Origin of the sequence: Carboxydocella thermautotrophica, assembly GCA_003054495.1 — a bacterium.
Classification (GTDB): Bacteria; Bacillota.
The window spans coordinates 939,251-963,760 of the sequence record CP028514.1; the positions used below are offsets into that span (position 1 = coordinate 939,251).

Annotated in this window: 24 protein-coding genes; all 24 read left to right on the forward strand. The window is 48.0% G+C overall.

The genetic code is table 11. The annotated features are described in order from the left end of the window. The first annotated feature begins 128 nt into the window (after positions 1-128). The 24 genes from CTH_RS04680 to accB all read left to right on the forward strand — a co-directional run bounded on the left by CTH_RS04680 (position 129) and on the right by accB (position 24,492). Positions 129-2,942, forward strand: a complete 2,814-nt coding sequence (locus CTH_RS04680) for a methyl-accepting chemotaxis protein (protein WP_107753218.1) — start codon at positions 129-131, stop codon at positions 2,940-2,942. Positions 2,943-3,005: 63 nt separating this feature from the next. Next, positions 3,006-3,812, forward strand: coding sequence for a CheR family methyltransferase (locus tag CTH_RS04685; protein WP_078666484.1), 807 nt, complete (start codon positions 3,006-3,008; stop codon positions 3,810-3,812). A gap of 33 nt (positions 3,813-3,845) precedes the next feature. Then, complete coding sequence (locus CTH_RS04690; RefSeq protein WP_078666485.1) at positions 3,846-4,994, forward strand: HD domain-containing phosphohydrolase; 1,149 nt, start codon at positions 3,846-3,848, stop codon at positions 4,992-4,994. A 153-nt stretch (positions 4,995-5,147) separates the two neighbouring features. Beyond that, complete coding sequence (locus CTH_RS04695) at positions 5,148-5,372, forward strand: hypothetical protein (RefSeq protein WP_078666486.1); 225 nt, start codon at positions 5,148-5,150, stop codon at positions 5,370-5,372. Positions 5,373-5,998: 626 nt separating this feature from the next. Beyond that, on the forward strand, positions 5,999-7,804 hold the full coding sequence (locus tag CTH_RS04705; RefSeq protein ID WP_078666487.1) for an FTR1 family protein: 1,806 nt from the start codon (positions 5,999-6,001) through the stop codon (positions 7,802-7,804). A 120-nt stretch (positions 7,805-7,924) separates the two neighbouring features. Next, positions 7,925-8,851, forward strand: coding sequence for an MBL fold metallo-hydrolase (locus CTH_RS04710; RefSeq protein ID WP_107753220.1), 927 nt, complete (start codon positions 7,925-7,927; stop codon positions 8,849-8,851). 125 nt (positions 8,852-8,976) lie between these two features. After that, a complete protein-coding gene (locus tag CTH_RS04715; RefSeq protein ID WP_078666489.1) occupies positions 8,977-10,485 on the forward strand; it encodes a long-chain-fatty-acid--CoA ligase in 1,509 nt (502 codons plus the stop codon). A gap of 64 nt (positions 10,486-10,549) precedes the next feature. Beyond that, positions 10,550-11,137, forward strand: coding sequence for a TetR/AcrR family transcriptional regulator (locus tag CTH_RS04720; RefSeq protein WP_078666490.1), 588 nt, complete (start codon positions 10,550-10,552; stop codon positions 11,135-11,137). A gap of 121 nt (positions 11,138-11,258) precedes the next feature. Beyond that, complete coding sequence (locus CTH_RS04725) at positions 11,259-12,608, forward strand: TldD/PmbA family protein (RefSeq protein WP_078666491.1); 1,350 nt, start codon at positions 11,259-11,261, stop codon at positions 12,606-12,608. A gap of 100 nt (positions 12,609-12,708) precedes the next feature. Continuing rightward, positions 12,709-13,158 carry a type II 3-dehydroquinate dehydratase gene (aroQ, locus tag CTH_RS04730; protein WP_078666492.1) on the forward strand — a complete coding sequence of 150 codons (450 nt, stop codon included), beginning with the start codon at positions 12,709-12,711 and terminating at the stop codon, positions 13,156-13,158. Beyond that, complete coding sequence (locus CTH_RS04735) at positions 13,155-14,228, forward strand: M24 family metallopeptidase (RefSeq protein WP_078666493.1); 1,074 nt, start codon at positions 13,155-13,157, stop codon at positions 14,226-14,228. The genes aroQ and CTH_RS04735 overlap by 4 nt, the downstream gene beginning before the upstream one ends. Before the next feature lie 27 nt (positions 14,229-14,255). Next, positions 14,256-14,813, forward strand: a complete 558-nt coding sequence (gene efp / locus CTH_RS04740) for an elongation factor P (RefSeq protein ID WP_078666494.1) — start codon at positions 14,256-14,258, stop codon at positions 14,811-14,813. Positions 14,814-14,871: 58 nt separating this feature from the next. Then, a complete protein-coding gene (locus CTH_RS04745; protein WP_079907096.1) occupies positions 14,872-15,339 on the forward strand; it encodes a CD1247 N-terminal domain-containing protein in 468 nt (155 codons plus the stop codon). A 105-nt stretch (positions 15,340-15,444) separates the two neighbouring features. Further along, complete coding sequence (spoIIIAA, locus tag CTH_RS04750; protein WP_375804197.1) at positions 15,445-16,365, forward strand: stage III sporulation protein AA; 921 nt, start codon at positions 15,445-15,447, stop codon at positions 16,363-16,365. 12 nt (positions 16,366-16,377) lie between these two features. After that, entirely contained in the window at positions 16,378-16,899 is a 522-nt protein-coding gene (locus tag CTH_RS04755; protein WP_078666497.1) for a hypothetical protein, read from the forward strand. Between the two features lie 14 nt (positions 16,900-16,913). Then, positions 16,914-17,120: a stage III sporulation protein AC gene (spoIIIAC, locus tag CTH_RS04760; protein WP_078666498.1), complete on the forward strand. Its 207-nt coding sequence runs from the start codon at positions 16,914-16,916 to the stop codon at positions 17,118-17,120. A 13-nt stretch (positions 17,121-17,133) separates the two neighbouring features. After that, positions 17,134-17,520 carry a stage III sporulation protein AD gene (gene spoIIIAD / locus CTH_RS04765; RefSeq protein WP_107753222.1) on the forward strand — a complete coding sequence of 129 codons (387 nt, stop codon included), beginning with the start codon at positions 17,134-17,136 and terminating at the stop codon, positions 17,518-17,520. A gap of 10 nt (positions 17,521-17,530) precedes the next feature. Further along, positions 17,531-18,682, forward strand: a complete 1,152-nt coding sequence (gene spoIIIAE, locus CTH_RS04770; RefSeq protein WP_078666500.1) for a stage III sporulation protein AE — start codon at positions 17,531-17,533, stop codon at positions 18,680-18,682. An 11-nt stretch (positions 18,683-18,693) separates the two neighbouring features. After that, the gene (locus tag CTH_RS04775; protein WP_078666501.1) at positions 18,694-19,257 is read left to right on the forward strand and encodes a stage III sporulation protein AF; all 564 of its coding nucleotides are present in this window, start codon (positions 18,694-18,696) and stop codon (positions 19,255-19,257) included. Positions 19,258-19,383: 126 nt separating this feature from the next. Continuing rightward, entirely contained in the window at positions 19,384-20,781 is a 1,398-nt protein-coding gene (locus CTH_RS04780; protein WP_318262769.1) for a transposase, read from the forward strand. After that, positions 20,756-21,001, forward strand: a complete 246-nt coding sequence (locus tag CTH_RS14360; RefSeq protein ID WP_318262770.1) for a hypothetical protein — start codon at positions 20,756-20,758, stop codon at positions 20,999-21,001. Before CTH_RS04780 ends, CTH_RS14360 begins: the two co-directional genes overlap by 26 nt. A 251-nt stretch (positions 21,002-21,252) precedes the next feature. Further along, positions 21,253-21,819, forward strand: coding sequence for a hypothetical protein (locus tag CTH_RS04785; RefSeq protein WP_079933117.1), 567 nt, complete (start codon positions 21,253-21,255; stop codon positions 21,817-21,819). Between the two features lie 24 nt (positions 21,820-21,843). Beyond that, positions 21,844-22,416, forward strand: a complete 573-nt coding sequence (locus CTH_RS04790; protein WP_159071833.1) for a SpoIIIAH-like family protein — start codon at positions 21,844-21,846, stop codon at positions 22,414-22,416. 132 nt (positions 22,417-22,548) lie between these two features. Next, positions 22,549-24,492: an acetyl-CoA carboxylase biotin carboxyl carrier protein gene (accB, locus tag CTH_RS04795; RefSeq protein WP_318262771.1), complete on the forward strand. Its 1,944-nt coding sequence runs from the start codon at positions 22,549-22,551 to the stop codon at positions 24,490-24,492. Positions 24,493-24,510 lie beyond the last annotated feature (18 nt).

Genomic DNA, 24,510 nt, shown 5'->3' on the forward strand with positions numbered 1-24,510 from the left:
CTGACAAAATGTGGAATAGGACTACCCTCTATTACCACTAGCCCTTTTGGCCAAAGAACTGGAGTCCTTAATTACATATAATTACATAAATGTCATATATACCATAATGCGTAATGACCAAAACATAGTTGACTACCATTCATAAAATTAATGCAACGCTACTGGACTCATTAGTTAATTTTTTAGAAAAAATCGCTGAGCAAGGAAATGCATTATTAGATGAATCTAATAAGCTGAAAAACAATCTAGACCTTGATATCAACAATAACCGATATTTAGATGATTTGAAAACAATTATATTGAATATAAATAATGTGATTAACAATATTTTCATTGAAACAAAAAATATTAATAATAACACCACTCAGCTGGCCTCAGGAGCAGAAGAAATCACCAGCACCATCAACGAGATGAGTGCCTCGATAAAGAATGTATCAGGGGATACTGAAAGCCTGGCAGAAGCCATCAAGGAGATAGTGGAACTTAACAGCAGCATGGCAGAAGGGATAAAAGGTGTAGCTCAGAATGTAACAGAGCTGGCCTCAGGAGCAGAAGAAATCACCAGCACCATCAACGAGATGAGTGCCTCGATAAAGAATGTATCAGGGGATACTGAAAGCCTGGCAGAAGCCATCAAGGAGATAGTGGAACTTAACAGCAGCATGGCAGAAGGGATAAAAGGTGTAGCTCAGAATGCAACAGAGTTGGCCTCAGGAGCAGAAGAAATCACCAGCACCATCAACGAAATGAGTGCCTCGATAAAGAATGTATCAGGGGATACTGAAAGCCTGGCAGAAGCCATCAAGGAGATAGTGGAACTTAACAGCAGCATGGCAGAAGGGATAAAAGGTGTAGCTCAGAATGCAACAGAGCTGGCCTCAGGAGCAGAAGAAATCACCAGCGCCATCAACGAGATGAGTGCCTCAGTTGAAGGAGTTGCCAGTGATATTCAGACTTTGACTGATTCCATAAATGAGATTGACTCATTAAATAATAATTTAGCAAGAATTGCAAGCAATATTGCCAGCGAAACAGATACTCTTTATTCCAGCACAGATAATATCAGGATTAACATCGAAAAAATGGAGCAATCATTTGAAGAAAATATTTATTTGGCAAATGAGTTGGACAAAAATTTAACTGATTCAAAAAGTAACATTGAGTCAGTAATTAAAGATGTGATTGAGGTATCGAACAGTGTCATAGATCTTACAGGGGACTTAAAACAAGAAAACGGAAACATTAGCACTTCTATTATTCAGATGAACAATGCTATAAATAATATTTCTGCTTCAATGAGTACTATTGCTGCAGCTACTGAAGAAGTGTCTGCGGCTCTTGAAGAAGTTAATGCTACAAATTACGATATAGAAAACAATGCTCAGAAAACTTATCAATTTGCAGAACAAACTCTTGAGTTATGCAGAAAGGGAGTAGATGCGGTAAACAGCAACTTGGAAGGATATGAACAGGTAAAAAATGTTGTTATGAATGCAGCGCAAGTTATGAGTGTATTAAGTAAAAGAAGTGATGAAATTGGTACAATTGTTGATATGATTACTGACATCGCAGAACAAACCAACTTACTGGCCCTAAATGCTGCAATTGAAGCTGCAAGAGCCGGTGAATATGGAAGAGGGTTTGCGGTTGTAGCAGATGAAGTGAGAAATCTTGCGGAAAGGTCTGCTAAAGCCGCTAAAGAGATTGTCTTACTAATTAAAAACATTCAAACTGAATCAAGTAATGCTGTTAAAGCAATAAATGAGGGAGTCAAAACCGTTGATGAAGGTATAAATCAAGCGGCGATGACAAGAGATGTGATTATTTCGGTAGAAAAGAATATGGAACAAACGGCAGATTTTATGGGACAAATTGTAAATGCAGTGTCAGAAACATCAAAAGCTATTAGCCAGGTCAGTGATGCAGTTATAAATATTCAACAACAGAGTGAACAAGTCGTTAAGGGATTGAATGAACAGTCTCAGGGTGCAGCTCAAATAATGAACGCTATAGATAGTGTAGCAAACAAAACTGAGAAGTTGTATGAGATGGCACGCGAATCCGGGGAAAAAAGTAATGAAATGGAAAAACAAATAGTAGACACTTTAAACAAATCCCTTGGACATGTTGAGGATATAAAAACCGCTATTGAAGACCAGGCTAAAGGTGCAACTCAAATTACTGCTTCAGTCAAACAAATTAATGATCGTGCAGCGGTTCTCGCAGAAATGGCAAAACAAATGGCAAATGATAGTAAAATTATTGTGGAACGGGTAGCACATGTAAGACAGATGGGAGAACAGATATCTGTAGCCAGCCGTGAACAGGCAAAAGCAGCGGAACAGATTACTGTTGCAATTGAAGACATAGCAAATCAGACCGTACAAGTGGCTGGTGCAATGCAGAAGATGGGAGAAGAAAGTGATAAAGTAGTAGAACGGGTAGCCCATGTAAAACAGATGGGAGAACAGATATCTGTAGCCAGCCGTGAACAGGCAAAAGCAGCGGAACAGATTACTGTTGCAATTGAAGACATAGCAAATCAGACCGTACAAGTGGCTGGTGCAATGCAGAAGATGGGAGAAGAAAGTGATAAAGTAGTAGAACGGGTAGCCCATGTAAAACAGATGGGAGAACAGATATCTGTAGCCAGCCGTGAACAGGCAAAAGCAGCGGAACAGATTACTGTTGCAATTGAAGATATAGCAAATCAGACCGTGCAAGTGGCTGGTGCAATGCAGAAAATGGGTGAAGAACAGGGTAAGGTGGTAGAAAGCTTGAAAGAGATTGACAAGGTCTTAAAAGATTTGACTATGGATGTCAATAAAGATACTGTTAACCCAGTTTATCAAATGGATAAAAAAATAGAAGAATTGCTAAAGGTGGTTAATGAAGTAAAAGAAAAGTCTATGAAATTAATGCTAAACTACAATAGAATATAAGGAATGAAGGACTAGCAATGCTTTTTTAGCATTGCTAGTCCTTTTCGAGATGGGGGGCGACGAATGAAAAGTTTGCTAAGAGATACAATTTATCAACTAACTGGTAATGTATTAAGTAATAGCAAAATAGATCGTATCGAAAATCAATTAGTAAAAATATACAATCTAAAGACAACTGAATTAAATGAATTTATTACTTCGAATTTAAAAACCTCAGAGTTTAGAAAAATATTAATCGATTTAGCTACAATAAATGAAACTTATTTTTTTAGAGAAGAGCATTTGTTGGATACCATGATATATTTGTTGAAAAAGTCTCCTTTTTATAAAGATATTTTTATTTGGAGTGCTGCGGCGTCTACTGGTGAGGAAGCATATAGTATAGCAATAAAAATTTTAGAGTCTGGGTTAATATTGCCGAATACCAACTGGCAAATAGTTGGTACAGATATAAACCCGTTAAATATCGAAAAAGCTCGTCAAGGCTGTTACAATAAAAATAGTTTTACTTTCAGACAAGTAAAAAATGAAAAATTAATAAAAAAATATTTTAGTAGGCACCCGGATAACCATGATATTCTTATAGTTAAAGATAGTATAAAGAACCATGTAATTTTTCATGTAGCTAATTTAATAAATTTAAGTGATCTAGAAACAAAAATTGGCAATATTAAATTTAATATAGTCTTTTTGAAAAATGTATTATTTTATTTTGATTCCGATAATAAAAAAATTGTTTTGGATAATATATATAATTTTATGGAAAGAAATAGTTATCTTATTTTAGGTTCCTCTGAGTCAATATACAACATAAAACATAATTTTATCAGATATGAAATTAATAACTCTATTGTTTATAAAAAAATATAGGAGGCTATAAGAAGATTTTAAGGTGGTAACGCTATGAGATATGAGTTATTTGAGAAAATTTATGATATTGATTCGAACATGAATATTAAGGAAATTTTATTAGCTACTATCAAGTCGATAGTACAGGCAATCGGGGAAAGAGATCGGTATACGAGAAAACATTCAGAGAATGTAGCAGCATATGCTAAGATAATTGCTAATGAGCTAAGACTTTCTCAGGATGAAATCGAAAAGATTTATTTGGCGGGATTATTTCATGATATAGGTAAGATAGGGATTCCAGATTATATACTGAATAAGCCGGGGAAATTAAACGATGAAGAATTAATGTTTATCAAGGAGCATCCTCGAATAGCCTGTCGTATTTTGGAAAGCTTTGATATTTTTAAGGATATTTTACCTGCAATTGAGCAACATCATGAACAGTGGAACGGTAGTGGATATCCCTTTGGCTTGATTGGGGAATCGATAGATCTAGGGGCAAGAATTATTGCGGTTGCAGATGCCTTTGATGCCATGATTACTGATCGGGTATATAGAAAGGGAATGAAGCAGGATGAAGCAATAGATAACTTAATCAAAGGTGCCGGTCAACAATGGGATCCTGAAATTGTGGACGTATTTGTCCGCTGGTGGGAAAAAATGTATAATCCTCAAGGTAAACATGACTGGAAACTAAAATACGTAAGAACTATATACAAGGATTTTTTAAATGATGCAACAGAAGGCAAGGTTATTCTTTTAGATGAAAGCGATATTGAAAAGTACAAAGAAGATTATAAAGTTTACGGTGAAATGCCAGTTTTATACTATCGGGACCTGATTGAGGCCAGAAAGCTTTTTAATGAATTTCTGGATCAATTAGATATTAACAAAGAAAAACAGCGTATTTACATTCTTGTTTTTTCAGAACTGGTAAACAATATTTTAAAACATGCTGAACGCGGTATGGTAGAATGGGGGATTGACAATTTTGATGATTTGGTTTTGACTGTTAATGATTATGGTCCCGGGTTTTTGCTGGAAAAGCTGCCACAAAGTTTGTTAATCAGTGGTTTTTGTACCACAAATACACTAAAATCAGTTGGATTAGGGTTGCCGTTTGTGTTAAAATATTGTAAAAAGTTAACAATTGCCAATTGCTCAGGTGGTACCTTTATTTCTGTAAAGCTGACTAAATAAACAGACTGTCGGCAAGATGTCGGCAGTCATTTTGCTTTTCTGTGTTTGAATTTTCAACAATTTCACAAAAGAAGCTGTCGAAAAGGGAGAGAATGCCGAGGCCTTAAACGAACTAGTCAGGTCAGGAAAGCAATGCAGAAGGCAAAACGGTAGATGGATGCTAAAAAAAGAGCTGAAGGACACATTATTGATTCAGCAACCATTCTCCCGCGGGAAGGCTTTGAAGCGTTGCTGGTTTTCGCAGCATTAATCGCATTTTTGCGCAAGGCCGGTCAAAGTGACAAGGGGAAATATCTCCTGGCAGCTCAGGGAGTATTGCTGGCAGCGGCAGTAGTAGCTCTGGTCTGGTCCTGGAAAAACAAACAAGCACAAAACTAAAGCTATTGCCGATAACTTCTAACTCCCTGCTCTGATAGCAGCGAGTTTTATGTTGGTCTGGCATGTTTATTGAGCCGATGGCTTGAAAGAAACCCTGTCACCTAACCAGCGGGAAGAAAACCCGTAAGCAAGGGCGTTACTAGCCAACAGTAGGATCTATTGGTGCGCCGAAGGGGGACTCTAAAACATAGCGCAAGCGAACCGGGGTTGGCTCGTCATGTGAGTAACCTTGAATAAAGTGGGAAAGAGAAAACTGCGGCTGGAAGGCCAAAAGGAACGGCTATCGAGGTGACGAAACTGTTGGAGAGTGAGTCCGCTCAGTTGGAGTAGCTTTCGGACAGAATCTGCAGGAGGAGCTGTGTCACCTTCATCACGAAATCAAAACCGGCACATATGAACCCAACCTGTATTGCGAGTAGAAATTCCGAAAGCGGACGGGACAAACGTCCGCTTTGGATACCTACTGTAAGAGACAGGGTAGTCCAGTAAGCCATACTCCAATATGACGTTTACCTACTTTATTTTGTTATAGTACAAATGGACTAAAAAAGGACTATAGCCATTGACAATGACTTTCATTAGCAGTATAATGCAATTGAAAATCATTATCATAAGGAGGAACAACAATGAAAGTCAAACAATGGCTAGCGGCATTAGGGGTGTCCACCATTTTGCTTACAACCAGCTCCGTCTGGGCTGCAACAAAAATGCCAGCAGAAGCTACTGCCAAAATCCCGGCTTTATTGCGTGTCCTGGAGGAAACGGAAGAGGCGGTAAAAAAGGGTGAAAATACCGAGGCTTTAAAGGAAATCAAGGAATTTTATGAGCTATACGAAGGAATTGAAACCCAGGTCAAGGCAGTAGCTGCTAAAGAACATGAGAAAATTGAGGAACATGTGGATGAGGTTAAAAAACTGCTGGCTGCCAAGCAGGTGAAAAGTGAAGAGGTAGAGCAACATCTTGAAGCGATTGCCGGTGAATTAAAAGAACTGTCCGGCCAGGAAGATGCTGCTGAAGGTAAGACAGTAGATGTGGCTGCCAAACAAAAAGAGTTAAAGGAAATCTTCGAAAAAGCGGAAGCAGCCGCAAAGGCAGGAGATTGGAATAAAGTAAAAGAGGAAATCGGGGAATTTTATCTGGGCTATGAAACCATTGAGAAACAGGTAGAGGTATCTAACCGGGAAGCCCATGAAGCTATTGAAGCAGGAGTAGATGAGATTAAATCCCTGTTGGCCCAGAATCCGGTTTCCGCAGAGAAGGTAAAAGAGGCCCTGGAAAAAATCGAATCCGGACTGGTTGCCATCGCACCGGCTGAGCAGAAAGCTGAAGGCAAAGTTAAAGTGCTGGCTGAGTTGCAGGAAAAACTGGAAGCAGCTTTGAAAGCTGTGGAAGAACAAAACTGGGAGAAAGCCAAAGCTGAACTGGCAGAATTCTATGAGAAATATGAAGTAATTGAGGCAGAAGTCAAAGCCAGTCAGAAAGGCTTGCACGAACAAATTGAAAATACCCTGGATGAAGCCAAGAAACTTTTAGCAACTTCTGCTCCTGAACAGGGAAAAATCAAGGAAAAGATAGAAGCCCTTGAGGCCCTGGTCAAGCAACTGAAAGAAGAAAAAGCCCCAGGGGAAGAAGCTCAGGTCCAAAAAGGCAATATGAGTGGCATAATCGATTCCGCCACTATTCTACTGCGGGAAGGTTTCGAGGCCTTGCTGGTGTTTGCAGCTTTACTGGCTTTTTTGCGCAAGGCTGGACAAAATGACAAAGTGAAATATCTTTATGCTGGCGCTATCCTCGGTGTTGTGGCCTCTTTCCTGGTGGCGTGGGTCTTTGGTGCAGCCTTTACTGCCAATGTGGCTAACCGGGAAATCGCTGAAGGGGTAATTTCTCTTATCGCAGCTGGCATGTTGTTCTATGTAAGTTACTGGTTAATCAGCAAAGCCAATGCTGAACAGTGGCAAAAATATATTTCCGGTCAGACGCAGGCGTCCCTGGCGCAAAATAATGTCCTGTCCCTGGCTTTTGTAGCCTTTCTGGCGGTATTCCGGGAAGGATTTGAAACAGTTCTGTTTTACGCTGCCCTGATCCCTCAGATTGGCTGGGCCAGTGCTGGTACCGGTATGGTTATTGCCACTGCCGCTCTGGCGGCTGTTGCCGTTGCCATTTTCGTCTTCGGGATGAAGGTTCCCATTAAACCTTTCTTCACCATTACCGGGGTCTTGCTCTATTATCTGGCCTTTAAATTTACCGGAGTGGGGATTCACGAATTGCAGGAAGGAAAGGTTGTTGGTGAAACGATCATTCCCTGGATTCCCAAAGTGCAAGGGATTGGCCTGTATCCTTCCATGGAATCCCTGGCAGCCCAGGGCCTATTGCTGGCAGCTGCTGTAATAGCATTAATCTGGGTATTAAAGAACAAACCTGCCCAGAATTAGGTTAATTCAAACTGCTCCCTGCTCAATAAAAGCAGGGAGTTTGCTTTTTGTCTTGCAGATTATGGTGGAATAGTATATACTTTTTTCCATGAACAGTTATTCATTAAGGGGGCAATGTAGATGCAACTGACAGTTCCTACACCTTTTCCGGTGGGGCCGGTTAACTTATATGCCTTACAGGGGGAAAAGGGTTTTTATTTAATTGATGCCGGGGTGGCGACCCCTGAAGCCCGGCAGCTGATTAAGGACTGGCTGCCTGCTCCTTTGCAGGGTATACTGGTTACCCATGGCCATCCCGACCATCTGGGGCTGGCAGCGGAAATAGCCCGTGAGCATAATTGTCCGGTCTACTTAAATGAAGATGAGTTTCAACGATTAAAGGAGCCCGGAAGCCAGGCTCTGGCCAGGGCGGAGCTGCTGATCCAGGGCGGCGTGCCAGGGGAGATGCTGGCGGAATTGACGGAAGTTTACCAGAAGTCGCGGCAATCCTATGTAGTGCCTTTGCAGGATGTAGAAGTAAGGGCATTAAAAGCCGGAGATGTTTTTGAAACGGTACAGGGCCCGCTGGAAACCCTGTTTACTCCCGGACACTCAGCGGGACATTGTTGTTTTTATCTGCGTCAGCATGGAATTCTCTATTCCGGGGACCACATTTTAAGCGATATTTCCCCCAATCCTATTCTGGACAAGGGTAAGGATGGCCAGCGGCGGCGGTCAATGCTGGAGTACTTGCAGAGCGTGGAAATGGTAGCAGCATTGCCGGTAAAGCTGGTCTATCCGGGACATGGCCAGCCCTTTACTGATCTGGCCGCGGTTCTGGAGCGGTTCCGTGACTATCATCAACAGCGGGAGCAAACGGTAATGGCAGCCCTGGATATCACGCCCCAAACTCCCTACCAAATAGCTTGCCAGGTGTATCCCGACATGAAGGCCCTGGATGTTTTCCTGGGCATCTCCAAGGTCTGGGGGCATCTGGACCTGCTAGAACAGGAAGGAAAAGTGACAGTAACCGCTAAAGATAATGTTCACTATTACAACCTCCGTTAGGGGGCTGTTTTTGGCATTTCATGGACGATTTTCGACCTTTCGGCGAAATGAATATATTTTCAGAAAATAATACTTTACAATCAAAGGAGGGGAATGAGCGTTCATTCATAGGGAGGTAAGAGACAATGAACTTGCGGGAGAATTTATTTAATAGTGTACAGCAAAGGGGAGAGGCGGAGGCCTATACTTATCTTGGTAAAACCTGCTCCTACACGGAACTGGGACAGCAGGTAGCCAGGCTGGCGGGTAAATTGCGAGAACTCGGGGTTAAGGAAGATTGTTCTGTAGCTTTGATTTTGCCCAATTCGGCGGAATTTCTCATCACCTATTATGCTGTGGTTAGCCTGGGTGCCCGTGTGATTCCCATTAATCCCCTTTATACCAGAGATGAGATCGGCTATATTCTGATGGACAGTCAGTCTATCGGGGTTGTGACTTTACCACAGATTGCTGCAGCTTTGCTGGAGTATAGAGCTTACTTGCCGCATTTGAGCTGGATAATTGCCTGTGGAGAAAAGGTAGAGGGGGCCATTAGCTGGGCTGAGGCTTTAGAGGCAGTGCCTTTAACCAGCTGGCAGGAGCTACATGAAGATGATGTAGCGGTAATCCTCTACACCTCTGGCACCACCGGGAAGCCGAAGGGAGCTATGCTCACTCATAAAAATCTTTGTTCCAATGCAGAGTCATTACGGCATTATGTCCGGGCTACTGCAGATGATCGTTTTGTAGTTGTTTTGCCTATGTTCCATGTGTTTTGCATGACTGTCTGCATGAATATGGCCGTACTGGTAGGAAGTCCGATGTATATCCTGCCCAAATTCTCACCAGCTGAAGTGGTAAATGTGATCAGGGACTGGCAGGCAACAGTCTTTGCCGGGGTGCCGACGATGTACAATTTTATTATGCAAATTCCTAACGCTCGTCCGGAAGATTTTCGCAGTTTGCGGCTGGCCATTTCCGGGGGAGCTTCTTTGCCGGTAGAGCTGTTGCGCAATTTCGAAGCCAAATTCCGGACTATTATTCTGGAAGGTTATGGGCTCTCTGAAGCAAGTCCGGTAGTGTCCTTCAACCCCATTGATGGGGCCCGCAAACCTGGGTCCATTGGTTTGACCATTCCAGGGGTGGAGGTAAAAATTGTGGATGACAATGACCGCGAACTACCGGCAGGAGAAGTAGGAGAACTGGTTGTAAAGGGACCGAATGTCATGGCCGGTTATTTCAATAATCCAGCAGCTACGGCGGAAGCCCTGCGGAACGGCTGGCTGCATACCGGCGATTTAGCCCGGCGGGATGAAGAGGGTTATCTCTATATTGTAGACCGCAAAAAGGACATGGTCATCGTTGGTGGCTACAATGTTTATCCCCGGGAAGTGGAAGAGGTCTTATATCAGATACCCCAGGTGCTAGAAGCGGCGGTAATCGGTGTGCCAGATCCGGATTATGGTGAAGCGGTAGTGGCCTTTGTCGCTACTAAAGCTGGTCAAACTTTAACTGAGGAAGAGGTTTTAGAGCATTGTCGCCAGCATTTGGCTAAATATAAAGTGCCGGCCAAAATAATTATTACGCCGGAGCTTCCCAAAAACAGCACTGGCAAAATTTTGCGGCGGGTGTTGAAAGAGCAGCTCGGGGCTTGACAAATGGCCTTTCCTTGGCTAACATGATAGAGAACCAGAAAAATGATTGGGTGGGGGCAGAGAGATGGCAAAGAAAAAGGGAGAGAAGTATGAGGCCATCCTCGATGCTGCGGTAAAAGTGATTGCTGCCAATGGCTATGCCAACTCCCAGGTCAGCAAGATTGCCCGGGAAGCCGGGGTAGCCGATGGAACCATTTATCTCTATTTCGACAGCAAAGAGGAAATTCTCATTGATTTGTTCAATGAGTTTATGGGCCAGTTTATTGAAGAAGTGCGCCAGGAAATCGCAGCAATGCCGGATGTGGTTAGCAAACTGCGTAAACTGGTGGAGGCTCATCTGACCAAGCTGGAAGCCAGTCCGGATCTGGCCACAGTCACCCAGGTGGAATTGCGCCAGTCCGACCCGCGCTTGCGCCTGGCTCTAGGGGAAACCCTGCGCGGTTATTTCCGTTTGATCGAAGAGCTGATTGAAGAAGGGAAGGCCCAGGGGGTTTTTGCCCCTGATCTGAATAAATATCTGGCCCGGCAAATGATCTTTGGCACCCTGGATGATATTGTTACTCGCTGGGTCTGGAGCCGTCGCCATTACAGTCTGGCGGCCCAGGTACCACAGGTTTTCCAAATGCTGCTACACGGTCTTTGTGGCCGTTAGCATATACCTACCCCCTATCTTTTCGGTTTGGCCCCTTTCGGGCCGTTTTTTCTTTCAGGCAGGAATACGGGCCAGGATGATGAATTATACTAAGCAGAAGATAAAGAAAGGAGTTGGCCGGATGAAACAGGAAGAACTCCTGCGTATAGGGGAACAGGCTCTGGCGTATTTGAAAAAAGCGGGAACGGTGGAAGGGGAAATTTATCTCTCCTCTTCCCGGGAATTGTCAGTAGATGTGGCGAATAGCCAGGTGGAAACCCTGAAAATGGCGGAGGAACAGGGTTTGGGAATTAGAGTGTTTCGGGAAGGCAAACTGGGGTTTGCCTATACCAGTGACTTTTCGCCTGCTGCTGTGCAAAGGGCAGTGGAGCAGGCGCTGGCTAATGCCGTACATACTGCGGCTGACCCGGCCTATGGCCTGCCGGAAAACGCTAAGGACTATCCTGAGCTTCAATTACTAGACCCCCTGCTGGCGCAGACGCCGGTTGAAACCAAAATCGAGCTGGCTAAAAGGGTGGAGGCGCAAGCCCATGCCGCTGATCCGCGGGTAAAAATCACTGAGTCCTGCGGGTATTCCGAAAGCCAGTACACCATCGCCATTGTCAATACCAGAGGTCTGAAGGCCAGTTATGAGGGAGGCTACTGTGGGGCTTATGCCTTTGTAGTGGCTGAAGATAAGGGGGAAGCCCAGACTGGATATCACTTTAATTATGCTCTGGATTTTAACAGCCTGAACCCGGAAGAAATCGGGCGGGAAGCGGGTTTGCAGGCAGCCCGCATGCTGGGAGCAGAACCTCTTACCACTGCGACCATGCCAGTGGTATTTGCTCCCCGCATTGCTACCGCTTTCCTGGGCGTGCTGGCTCCGGCTTTGTCCGCAGAGGCCGTTCAAAAAGGCAAGTCCCTCTTTGCCGGCAAAATCGGCAGCAATGTAGCGGCACCGCTGGTTACTCTTATTGATGACGGACGACGGCCAGGAGCGATTATGTCCGCTCCCTTTGACGGGGAAGGAGTGCCTTCCCAGGAGACCATCCTGATTCAGGCCGGGCGATTGGACAGCTTTTTATACAACACTTATGCAGCCCGCAAGGAAGGCAAACAGTCTACTGGAAATGGTCAGCGGCCCAGTGGGTTTAAAGGCACTCCTGAAATCGGTACTACCAATTTCTTTCTCGCACCTGGACCCGTCAGTCCTGAGCAGCTGCTGGCAGAGATTGAATATGGTTTCTATGTCACGGAAGTAATGGGCATGCATACAGCCAACCCCATTTCCGGGGATTTTTCCGTTGGAGCAGCCGGTTTCCTGATTGAGAAAGGCCAGTTAACCAAACCGGTACGGGGAGTGGCACTGGCCGGCAATCTGGCTGAGCTACTGCAAAAAATCGATGCCATTGCTGATGACCTGACCTTTTTTGGCGGCAAAGGCTCACCAACTGTGCGCATTCAAGCCATGCCCGTCAGTGGCAAGTAGCAGTCTGGCATGTCGGATTTTTTCCGGCATGCTTCTTTATTCCCTTGACTACTTGTGGTAAAATATTGTACTGATGGGTTTAAGACAGGTGGTGAAAAGGATGAAAAAAGTTCTGGTTTTAAATGGACCAAATCTAAATTTGCTGGGGATCAGAGAACCAGGGGTTTACGGGGAAACTACCCTGGTGGAGATCAACCGTATGATGGAAAAACTGGGGCGCCAGTTTGGCCTGGAGCTGGAGTTTTTTCAGTCCAATCACGAGGGCAGTTTGATTGACCGCATTCACCAGGCCTATGGCCGCTGTCAGGCTATTATTATCAATCCCGGGGCCCTGACTCATTACAGTTTTGCCCTGCGGGATGCCCTGAAAGCGGTGAATCTGCCGGTAGTGGAGGTGCACCTGACCAATATCCATGCCCGGGAACATTTCCGGCAGCTTTCGGTTATTGCCGATGTAGCAGCTGGAACCATATGCGGGTTCGGGCCGGAAAGCTACATGCTGGCAGTGCAGGCAGTTGCGGCTTTACTGGCCAAGGAGGAAAATCAATGAATTCAAGAGTACATAAGTTGAGACAATATTTGCAACAGGAAAAACTGGAGGGCTATCTGGTCAACCGGCCGGAGAACCGCCGCTACCTCAGCGGTTTTACCGGCAGTAATGGCTGGTTGTTGATTACGGAAAAGGATACCCTGCTGTTGACGGATTTTCGCTATCTAGAACAGGCTGCAGCCCAGGCGGATGGCTGGCAGGTAATCGACCTGGGCAATCAGCCCATGGAAAAACTGGTGCAGACCATCAGGGAGACCGGTATCAGTAATGTAGGTTTTGAAGCGGATTTTCTGCCCTATAAACAGGGACAAACCCTGCAGGAAAAACTTAAGCCCCTGGAACTGGTGGCCCGGGAAGGGCTGGTGGAACGGCTGCGCTGGCTCAAAGATGAACAGGAGCTGGCTCTGATCGAAAAAGCAGTACATATTGCCGACCAGGCCTTTGAGCGCTTGCTACCTGTAATTAAACCCGGGATTTCGGAACTGGAACTGGCTCTGGAATTGGAATTTATTCTGCGGCGGCTGGGCAGTGAAGGACTGGCTTTTCCTTCTATCGTGGCCTCCGGGCCCCGTTCTTCCTTGCCTCATGCTACTCCCAGCCAACGGCAGCTGCAGGCCGGGGATTTCCTCAAACTGGATTTTGGGGCAGTCTGGCAGGGTTATCATTCGGATATGACCCGAACAGTGGTGCTGGGGAAAGCCACGGCAGAACAGAAAAAAGTTTATGAAACCGTGCTGGCGGCGCAGCTACAGGCTCTGGCTGTCATCCGGCCGGGATTAACAGGACGGGAAGTGGACAAAGTGGCCCGGGATCTGATCAGCGCTGCCGGTTATGGCCGGAATTTTGGCCATGGTCTGGGCCACAGTCTGGGTCTGGTGATCCATGAAGAACCACGCCTTTCTCCCCAGGGAGATGTGACCCTTGCTCCCGGGATGGTATTGACTGTTGAACCGGGAATTTACCTGCCCGGCTGGGGTGGGGTAAGGATTGAGGATGTGGTTGTTGTTACTCCTGAGGGTTGCCGGGTGTTGACCAAAGCTCCGAAGACCCTTTTGGAAATAGAACTCTAGAGATAAAACAGGAGGTTGAGTTAACAGATGATTTCTTCCAACGATTTTCGTAATGGCATGACCATTGAGGTCGAAGGAGATGTTTATCAGATCGTGGAATTTCAGCACGTCAAACCGGGTAAGGGTGCTGCTTTTGTGCGCACCAAGCTGAAAAATGTGCGTACCGGTGCTGTCATTGAGAGAACTTTCAATGCCGGAGAGAAAGTGCCCAAAGCCCATGTGGAACGGAAAGAAATGCAGTATCTCTATAATGATGGCGAAAACTACAACTTTATGGATATGGAAACCTATGACCAGGTCATGTTGTCCAAAGAGCAACTGGGAGATGCCATCAAGTGGCTTAAAGACAATATGAATATCCATGTGTTGATGTTCCAGGGACAGACCATCGGGGTAGAAGTGCCCAATTTTGTAGAACTGAAAGTAGTGGATACTCCGCCGGGAATCAAGGGTGATACTGCTTCCGGCGGTTCCAAACCGGCCACTCTGGAAACCGGAGCGGTGGTACAGGTGCCCTTCTTTGTGGAAACCGGTGATGTCCTGCAAATCGATACCCGGACCGGCACCTATATCAAACGGGTATAATTGTTGACCTGGCGGGAAAACCTAAGGGGCAGGATTGAAAGAGAAAGGGGATGAAAATATGAAAACCCTGAAACAACGGGTAAGCTATCTCAAAGGACTGGCAGATGGGCTGAATATCAATAGTGAAACCAGGGAAGGGCGTTTGCTGGTAGAAGTCATCGATGTGCTCAAGCATATGGCCGAGAAGATCGATGAACTGGATGAAGCCTATGAAGAACTGGCTGATTATGTAGAGTCCATTGATGAGGATCTGGAAGAGCTGGAAGAGGAGCTGGATACTGTCTGCGACTGTGGCCATGACCATGATGAGTTTGAAGATCTGGATGAAGATGAATTTGTCGATGTGGAATGCCCCAACTGCCATGAAATAGTGGCCTTTGAACGGGATATCATTGATGATGAGGATTTGATTGAAGTAACCTGCCCCAATTGTGACACAGTAGTGTTTGTTAATGACCAGGATGTAGACTGGTCAGAAGTGGAAAAAGCTGGCCAACAAGCCAGAGCTGAAGAAGAAGACATTTAAATTTAATATGCTGCAACGGAAAACCTGGAGGCGATTTGCCTTCAGGTTTTTTTCATGCTGGCATAAAGTAGACAAGTTCGCATATACATGGGTACAGAAAGGGGGGTGAGGGGGTTGGAAAAGATAGCAGCCTGGCTGGCTCCTAACCTGGCTGCAGCGGTGCTGACAGTACCGCCTGAGCGCTGGCCCCTGGTGGAGGAAATCCGGTTGCGGGCTGGGCGACCGCTGCAGCTGCGGCTGGGAGATGAGGAGATGTGGCCGCGACTGGAAGGAGAGCCGGTACTGGTTACCGCTGAGGATATTGCCCGGACCCTGAATATAATGACGGCTGCTTCCATTTATGCCTATGAGGCGGAATTGAGCAAGGGATATCTTACCCTACCCGGTGGACACCGGGTGGGTATTGCCGGCAAGGTGCTAAGGGACGGCAACAAAATCCGGGGTTTTCAGCATTTCGGTTCCCTCAATATCCGCCTGGCCCGGCAGTATCCAGGGGTAGGAGAAAAGCTATTGCCCCAGCTGCTGGATAAAGTAACAGGCAGACTTCATAGCACCCTGATTATCTCGCCACCGCGCTGTGGGAAAACCACTTTGCTCAGAGATTTAGTCAGACTGGCTAGTAGCGGCTGGCCGGCAGCCGGACTGGCCCCTCTGACTGTGGGCCTGGTGGACGAGCGGTCGGAAATTGCCGGCTGTTATCAAGGGATACCTCAGCTGGAAGTTGGCCCCCGCACCGATGTGCTGGATGGCTGTCCTAAAGCGGAAGGGCTGTCTATGTTAATTCGCACCATGGGGCCGGAACTGGTAGTCTGTGATGAAATCGGAACTGCTGCTGATCAGCAGGCGTTGCTGGAAGCAGCCAATAGCGGGGCAATTTTGCTGGCCAGTATCCATGGGGCCGGGATCAACGATCTGGCCCGCCGGCCGTTTGGACGGGAATTGCTGGCCCTGCGCCTTTTCCAGAGAATCGTAGTGTTAAGCCGCCGGGAAGGGCCGGGGACAGTGGAAAAAGTTTACCTGCGCTGAGGAGGTGAAATTATGTGGCTGAAACTGGCCGGGATGCTGCTGGTAGTGGGGTCATCCTCAGCAGCCGGATTGACTATAGCTGGACAGCTGCGAAAAAGACCCCAGCTGCTGGCGGCCTTGCAGAACGGTTTACAGGTCCTGGAAACCCAGATCGTTTTCGGGGCGGTGCCATTAGCGGATGCTTTTTTGCATTGCGGAGCAGTGAATCAGGGGGCAGTAGGAGAGCTGTTTTTGCTGGCTGCCGCCAAAATGCAGGGAAACAAAGGTAAAACCGGTGGCGAAGTCTGGCAAGAGGCTGTAGAAGACTGGTGGCGGAACCAGCCTTTAACCCCTGTTGACCGGGAGGTGCTGGCCAGTCTGGGAGGCAGTCTGGGCAATTCTGACCGCCTGGACCAGGCCAAACATCTGGCCCTGGTTCGCCAGCAATTAGCCCAGCAGGAGGAAGTAGCCAGGGCAGCAGCCCGGCGCTATTGCCGGCCGGTCAGTTATCTGGGCTTACTGGGGGGCCTGGCTCTTACCATATTATTGCTCTGACGGGAGGTATAAACATGAAAATCGTCAATTTACAGCTCTTGTTTCAAATTGCTGGCCTGGGCGTGTTACTGATGGTGATTATGGCTGTATTGAAAGAGGCTAAAAATGAGGAGATCGGCAAAATGGCGGTACTGGCCGGGATAGTAATGGTGCTGGTGGTAGTAGTCAAGCTGCTGGGGGACCTCTTCCAGGAAGTCAAAAGCGTCTTTATGCTCTACTGACGGGGTGAGGGCGATGGAAATCATACAGGTAGTAGGAGTGGCCCTGCTGGCCAGTTTGCTGATTCTGGTGTTAAAACAGATTCGGCCGGAACTGGCCCTGTTTGTCACTCTGGTTGTAGCAGCGGGCTTGTTTGGCCTGGTTCTTACCAAGGTGGGAGCAATTTTTGATATTCTGCAACAGCTGGCCAGTAAAGCCAATGTCAACCAGGCTTACCTGGGGATGGTGCTGAAAATAATCGGCATCGCTTATATAGCTGAATTCGGGGCCCAGGTTTGCCGGGATGCGGGAGAAGGAGCCATTGCTGGCAAGGTAGAGCTGGTAGCCAAAATCCTGATTCTGATCCTGGCGGTGCCGGTCATTCTGGCCATCATCCAGTCGGTCCTGGGGCTGATGCCATGAGGTGAAGAATATGAAAAGAAAACTGTTAATAATTCTGTTATTAGTCAGCCTGGTTCTGGCGGCTGGAATCCAGCCGGTACTGGCCGCCAGCCCGGAAAATCAGGTGGATCTCAGTGGCTTGCAGGAATACCTGGCTCGCATAGACCGGGAGCTGGCCCCCTATATGCCCCAGATCAATTTTCGGAATCTGCTGGAGAGTTTGAAACGGGGCGAGTGGTCTCTCGGTGTGGGACAAGTATTGAGTGGATTGCTTAGTTTTTTCTCCCGCCAGCTTCTGGCCAACCTGAAACTGCTGGGTCAATTGCTGGTGCTAGGGGTCCTGCTGGGGTTAACGCGGACGGTAGCTGATTCCCTGGAAAACAAGGGAGTGGCGGAAACAGCGGCGGCTATCATCTATTTAGTAGTGTTCACGATTGTTTTGAAAACCTTTGCCGTTACGGCTGGAGTTGCAATTGATGGAGTTAAGGAAATGACCCGGTTTATTCAGATTCTGGCACCTGTACTGTTAACCCTGGTGGTATTAACCGGCTCCTTTCTCGGTTCCTCCTTTTTCAGTACTATGCTGGTGGGAGCGGCAACCCTTACCGCTACTTTGATGGAATTTGTGGTAATACCTCTCATTGGTCTGGCTGCTTTACTGGGACTGGTTAATGAGGTAACCGGCAAAGTTCAAGTCAGCAAACTGGCCGGGTTACTGCGTACCGGTGCAGTTTTTGCTATCGGCCTTTTGATGACGGTGGTACTGGGCATTATATCCGTCCAGGGGGTAGGCAGTGGTGTAGCTGACGGGGTAGCTTTGCGAACGGCCAAATTTGCCACCGATGCTCTGGTCCCGGTGGTAGGTGGCATGCTCAGTGATGCTGTGGAAACGGTGGTGAGCGGGGCGGTTCTGATGAAAAGTGCAGTGGGTTTAACCGGCCTGGTTATTATTGCTCTCCTGGCCGTACTGCCCGCCTTAAAAATCCTGGCAGTTACTTTTACCCTGAAACTGGCGGCAGCTCTCCTGCAACCTTTGAGTGCCGGTAAACTGGCGGATGCCTTAGAGCAGGTAGACACAAGCCTGACCCTGATGTTCGGGGCGGTTGCTATTACCGGTTTAATGTTCTTCTTGATGATTTCCGGCTTGATCGCTGCCAGCAATCTGGCTACTGCCTTGCGCTAAGGAGGGGAAATATGGAGCTCTTGCGACAGATTGTAGGACAACTTCTGGTTTTGTCCTTGCTGGCCTTGCTGCTGGAGCTGCTCTTGCCCCGCAGTGGCCTGAAAGGGACTGTACGTCTGGTAATCGGCCTCTTCTTGCTGGTTACAGTGCTAGAACCAATTCTGGGACTAGTCAAGGAAGACTGGAGCAGCCGCTTACAGGCTTTTAGCGGAGGCGGCCTGCCACAAATTGAGACAGCCCTGCGGGAAGGGGAGCGATTACGTCAGGAAGCTCTGGCTGAAAGTGAAAACAGGCTGAAGGAACAACTGTCTCAGCAGGTTAGTGCAGTAGCCGAAAGCATAACCGGTGCCAGGGTGGATAAAATCGATGTCCGGTTGGATACCAGCGGGGGAAAAGTTCAATTACAGGAGCTGACTGTCCAGCTGGAAGCACAGGGGCTGGCCGAGCATCAGAGTGTGGATGTAATGGCCCGGGGTGAGAGCGGGGCAGGGGTGGATACCCGACGCCTGGCGAAAACTCTGGCCCGGCTGTATGGACTTGACCCCGGGCTAATAAAAATAACGGTGGGGAGGTAAGCAGCAGCTTCAGAAAACTAGACTATAATTGATTGTATTTAACTGTTTTGCTACAATAAAAAAATGGAACTATTATCCATTGGAGAAGCAGCAAAGTCCGGCAGGGTTTCGGGGAGCTGATCAGGAATGCCAGAGAAACACGAGAAGAACAAATTTAGCATGACTGTGTGCGGGGAGTTTTTTCCGGAGATTTACCCGACTTACCGGTCTTCGAAGTGGAGCAGGGGCGAAGAAGACCCGCTGACTACGGAGATGCGTCTCTTCTGTGCCTGTATGCGGTGGGCCTTTAACCGGCTCCTGGAAGGTGCTTCCCGCCGTGAAATCAAGAAGTCAGGACAAGAACTTTTCGGGCTGAACTCCCGCTATACGGATGATGCCAGACTTAAAGCACAGGCCCTGCTGGACTCCCAAACAGAACTGCTGAAGTTAGAAAATGAAGAAACAGAAAAGAAACTGGGCCGGGCCAGGAAGAAACTCAGCCTGGCTATGAGGAAACTGGCGAAGGCAGAGGAAAAGGGGGCTGCTTCAGAAGTTATTGAAAAGCTCCGCCTGGCAGTCAAGGGGCGGAACAAGCGGGTGGTTTCACTGGCAAAAAGGCTGGCTGAACTGAAGGATTACCAGGAGAAGGGTACAATACCAGAGGTAGTCTTTGGGGGCAGAAGGCTATGGGAAAAGGTCTGCCAGGGCCGGGCCGCCCGTGAAAAATGGCGGCACGCCCGCAGGAATCGCCTCTACTCCCGGGGAGACGAGAGCAAGGGAGGCAACCCCAACATTAAGATATTTTATGACGGACAGGACTTCCGCCTGGCGGTTTCCCTCTCCCACCTTTCTGAACAGACAGGCATAGATAAACTTGGTCGCCCCAGGATGAGCCAGGCCCCCAGGGTTGAGGGTAAGTTGTGGCTGCCGGAAAAACACCGGGAACTGGTGCAGATATGGCTGACCATGAAGTTACCCTATGCGGTAGAACTGATCCGTACCCTGGAAGGACGCTATTTGGTACATTTGACATTTGAAGTGGTCAGGGTGCAGGAACCGGACTTTGCTAAAGGTTGTCTGGCTATAGACACAAACCCTGATGGGGTAGCCCTGTGTAACGTTAGCGCTTCCGGCCAGCCGGAGCCGTGGCCGGAGGGCTTCAGCGTTCCTTATCCCGGCAACCTGGGCAAGTACGAAGGAGAGTTTCAGGTTATCCCTTACCCGAACGGCTTTCTTTATATCAGAATACCAGACTTAGCCCATACTTCCAGCTTCCGGCGTAGCTACCTGATAGGCGTTTTAGCCAAAGTAGTGGTAGATATAGCATTCTTTTCAGGCAAACCCATTGTTTTAGAAAACCTGAACTTTGGCAAAGACAGACTGGACACTAATAACAAGTTAGTATCACCCCGGCATACTTCAACCATAGGTTACTGGAAGTATATGAAACTGGAAGTATATGAAACGTTACGCCGTTCCGGTGCATTGCGCGGCGGCACTGGTTATAGGTCGTCGGGCAATGGGGTTCAGGGAACGGGTGACTGAAGAACTCAGGCAACTGGTATCGCAAATCAAGCAAAACCTGACCCGGAAGGTTAATCCTGATAGACCTGGGGAAGGAAAAGGGATGACCCGTGGGGTCAGGGCCTGCTTGAGGCGGCTGGGGGAGAGGCTTTCTGTGCATAACGGGCTTGCTCCGTGTCAGCAGGAGGCGTATAACTCCGTCTGGCCTGACCTGAAGTTATTGGCCCTGTCCGTACGGTGACCCCGTTTAGCCGGTGTCGGAGAAACCGGTAGGCGTCCTAACAGGACGCGGGAGGCGGAGTTATACTCCCACCGGGAGGTCAGCATAAACCGGTGCAGTACTCCCGTCCGGGTGGAACTCCCGGGCCGAGGTCCCCTGTCGCCCTGCCCCGCGGGGGCAAATCAAGTATTCGGAAAGGAGGCGAAATCCTGGTCTGGGGGCCAACTTGGCTGGAGATAAAAACAGTCAAGTTTTTTGAACCAGGTAGGAATATGTTCAATGAAACACCGGTAAGCGAAAAAGCTCTGGCTTACTTAAAAAAATATGGCCTCTGGGGTTTAATTGGTTTAGGTTTGCTGGTTTATGGTTTATTACCTGGGGGCGGACAAAACCAGGAAGTGCCGGTTTCCGCACCGGCTACGTCCCAGCGGGATAGTGACATCGCCAGTGCGGAACGGGAACTGGAAACCAAGGCAACAGATATTCTGCGCCAGGTAGCTGGAGCTGGAGAAATCAAGGTGCGGGTAGTGTTAAAGGCCACGGAAAACCGTAACTTTGCGGTGAACTCCAATATCACCCGGCGCACAACCCAGGAAAAGGATGAGCGGGGTGGCAACCGGACCATAACGGAAGTAACGGAACAGAACCAGCTGGTTCTAACCCGTAATGGCTCACAGGAGGTACCGGTGATGGTGCAGGCGGTGCGTCCGCCCATTGAGGGGGTAGTGGTGGCTGCTACCGGGGCCCGCGATCCGGTTATTAAGGCCCAGCTGGCTAACACTGTGGCAACTCTGTTCCATATTCCTGTGCATCGGGTAACGGTGATTGCTGCGCAGTAAAAAATCATGGAGGAGGTTTTACAGATGGAGAGAAAGTTTAAAGACTGGGGAATGGTGGCGATTGTTGGCGGTTTGATTTTACTGGCAGGACTTTCGGTTAATGATGATTTTATCGATTTTGTTAATAGCCTCAGGCAGGCTAAAAGTACTGCTCATCAGTTAAGCGAGAAGCCGGCACCACTGCCTACCGGAAAAGAGGAACAGCCTAAATTGCCGGCTACTCCGGTACTGCAGCCGGAGACCCGGGAAAGCAATGGTTTTTTTGAGGACTACCGTCTGGAACGGGATCGGATCAGGAGTCAGCAAATTGAGACACTGAAGGAGATTGTAGCGGGGGATGGGGCAGCCGAAATCAAGCGCAAGGCACAGGAACAGTTACTTAACCTGACCGCCAGTGCCGCCAAAGAGGTGGAAGTGGAGAATTTGCTCAAAGCCAAAAATTTTCAAGATGTAGTAGTTTTTCTACAGGAAAAAGGGGCTACGGTGGTAGTGAAGGAACAGGCTCTGGATGGGGATGGACTGGCCCGTTTGACGGATCTGGTAGCCAAAGTCAGTGGCAGAAATCCTGCGGATATAATTATAATTCCTAAAAAGTAGATATATTGTATACTTGTTGTGGATTAGTTCCCAACTGAACTTTTGCACAGTATAATAACAGACAGAAAGGTGAAAATTGCCCAGGCACTTTAGGCCTGGGTCTTTGCTTATGAAGAAGTAAGGGGGAAAGTCATGGTGAAAAAGCGTGTGCGCATTACTGATACTACTTTAAGGGATGGACACCAGAGCCTGTGGGCTACCAGGATGCGAACGGAGGAAATGGTGCCCATTCTGGACAAATTGGATAAAGTAGGATATAATGCTTTAGAGGTCTGGGGGGGAGCAACCTTTGATGTTTGTCTCCGTTACCTGAATGAAGACCCCTGGGAACGCCTGCGCACCATCAAACGGCATGTTCACCGCACCCCCTTGCAGATGTTGTTAAGGGGCCAATCCCTGGTGGGATATCAGCATTATCCTGATGATATCGTTGAAGAGTTCGTAAAAAAAGCGGTGGAGAACGGAATCGATATCATCCGCATTTTCGATGCCTTAAATGATGTGCGCAACCTGGCCAAACCCATTGAAGCGGCGAAAAAAGCAGGAGCTCATGTTCAGGCCGCTGTGGTTTATACCATCAGCCCGGTGCATACCCTGGAACATTATCTGGAAACGGCCCGGCAGCTGATTGGCCTGGGCACTGATTCCATCTGCATCAAGGATATGGCTGGTCTGCTGGCGCCCTACCGGGCATATGAGCTGGTAAAAGCTCTGAAAGAGGAACTGAAGGTGACAGTAGAGTTGCACAGCCATTACATCGGGGGTATGGCGGTAGGGGCATATCTTAAGGCTGCTGATGCCGGTGTCGATATCGTAGATACAGCTGCTGTGCCCCTGGCTTTTGGCGCTTCTCAGCCCCCGGTAGAAACAGTGGTCCGGGCTTTTGAAGGGACGGAGTTTGACACCGGACTGGACATCCACCTGCTGTTCGAGATTGCCCATTATTTTGAAGAATTGCGGCGTAAAAACGGGTACGAGCGGGGCGTGACCAGGATTACTGATATGAAGGTCTTTGAACATCAGGTACCGGGAGGCATGATTTCCAACCTGGTTTCCCAGCTGGAAGAACAACGGGCCCTGCACCGGATCCAGGAGGTTTTGGCCGAAATACCACGGGTGCGGGAGGATCTGGGCTATCCGCCGCTGGTAACTCCCACCAGTCAGATTGTAGGTACCCAGGCGGTATTAAATGTGCTGGCCGGGGAACGCTATAAGCTGGTACCCGGTGAAGTCAAAGCCTATGTCCGCGGCTATTATGGCAGACCGCCGGCTCCTATCAAAGAGGAAATAGCACGCCGGATTCTGGGGAATGAGGAACCAATTGCTTGCCGTCCGGCTGACCTGCTAGAGCCCAGACTGGCCAGGTGTGCGGAAGAAATCAAAGATCTGGCGACCAGTCCTGAAGACGTGCTGTCTTATGCTCTCTTTCCCCAGGTCGCTCGCAAGTTTTTTGAGTTCAGACGGCAAAAACAGGCGGAAGCGGCAGCAGAAGCCGTTGGCCGGCCGCCCAAAAAAGAAAATCAGCCCCCTGTACAGCAAGAGGTTACAGGCGGGACAGCAGCTGAGGAGGAGAATATGCTGAACCTGAAGGAAATCAAGGAATTGATTAAGGTTATACAGGATACCGATATTACCGAAGTCCACCTGGAAAGCGATGGAGTTAAAGTAGCCATTCGCAAGGGAGGAGCAGCTCCGGTAATGATGGCTCCTACCCCGGTGATTACCCAGGTGGTAACAGAGGCAGCTCCGGCCCCGGCTCCGGCTGTAGCGGCGGAACAGCCTGCAGCAGCCCCGGCTCCGGCAGTGTCACCTGCTCCTGAGGTCTGCAAGGCCAATACAGTAGAAATCGTATCCCCAATGGTAGGTACTTTCTACCGGTCTCCGGCTCCGGATGCACCCCCCTTTGTGGAAGTGGGCAGCATGGTAACTGAAGGTCAGACAGTTTGTATTATCGAAGCCATGAAGCTGATGAATGAGATTGAGGCCGAAGTCAGCGGCAAGGTAGTGGCGGTACTGGTAGAGAACGGACAACCGGTGGAATATGGTCAGCCGTTGTTCCTGATTGAAAAAATGTAATGGGCCCTGGAGGTGGAC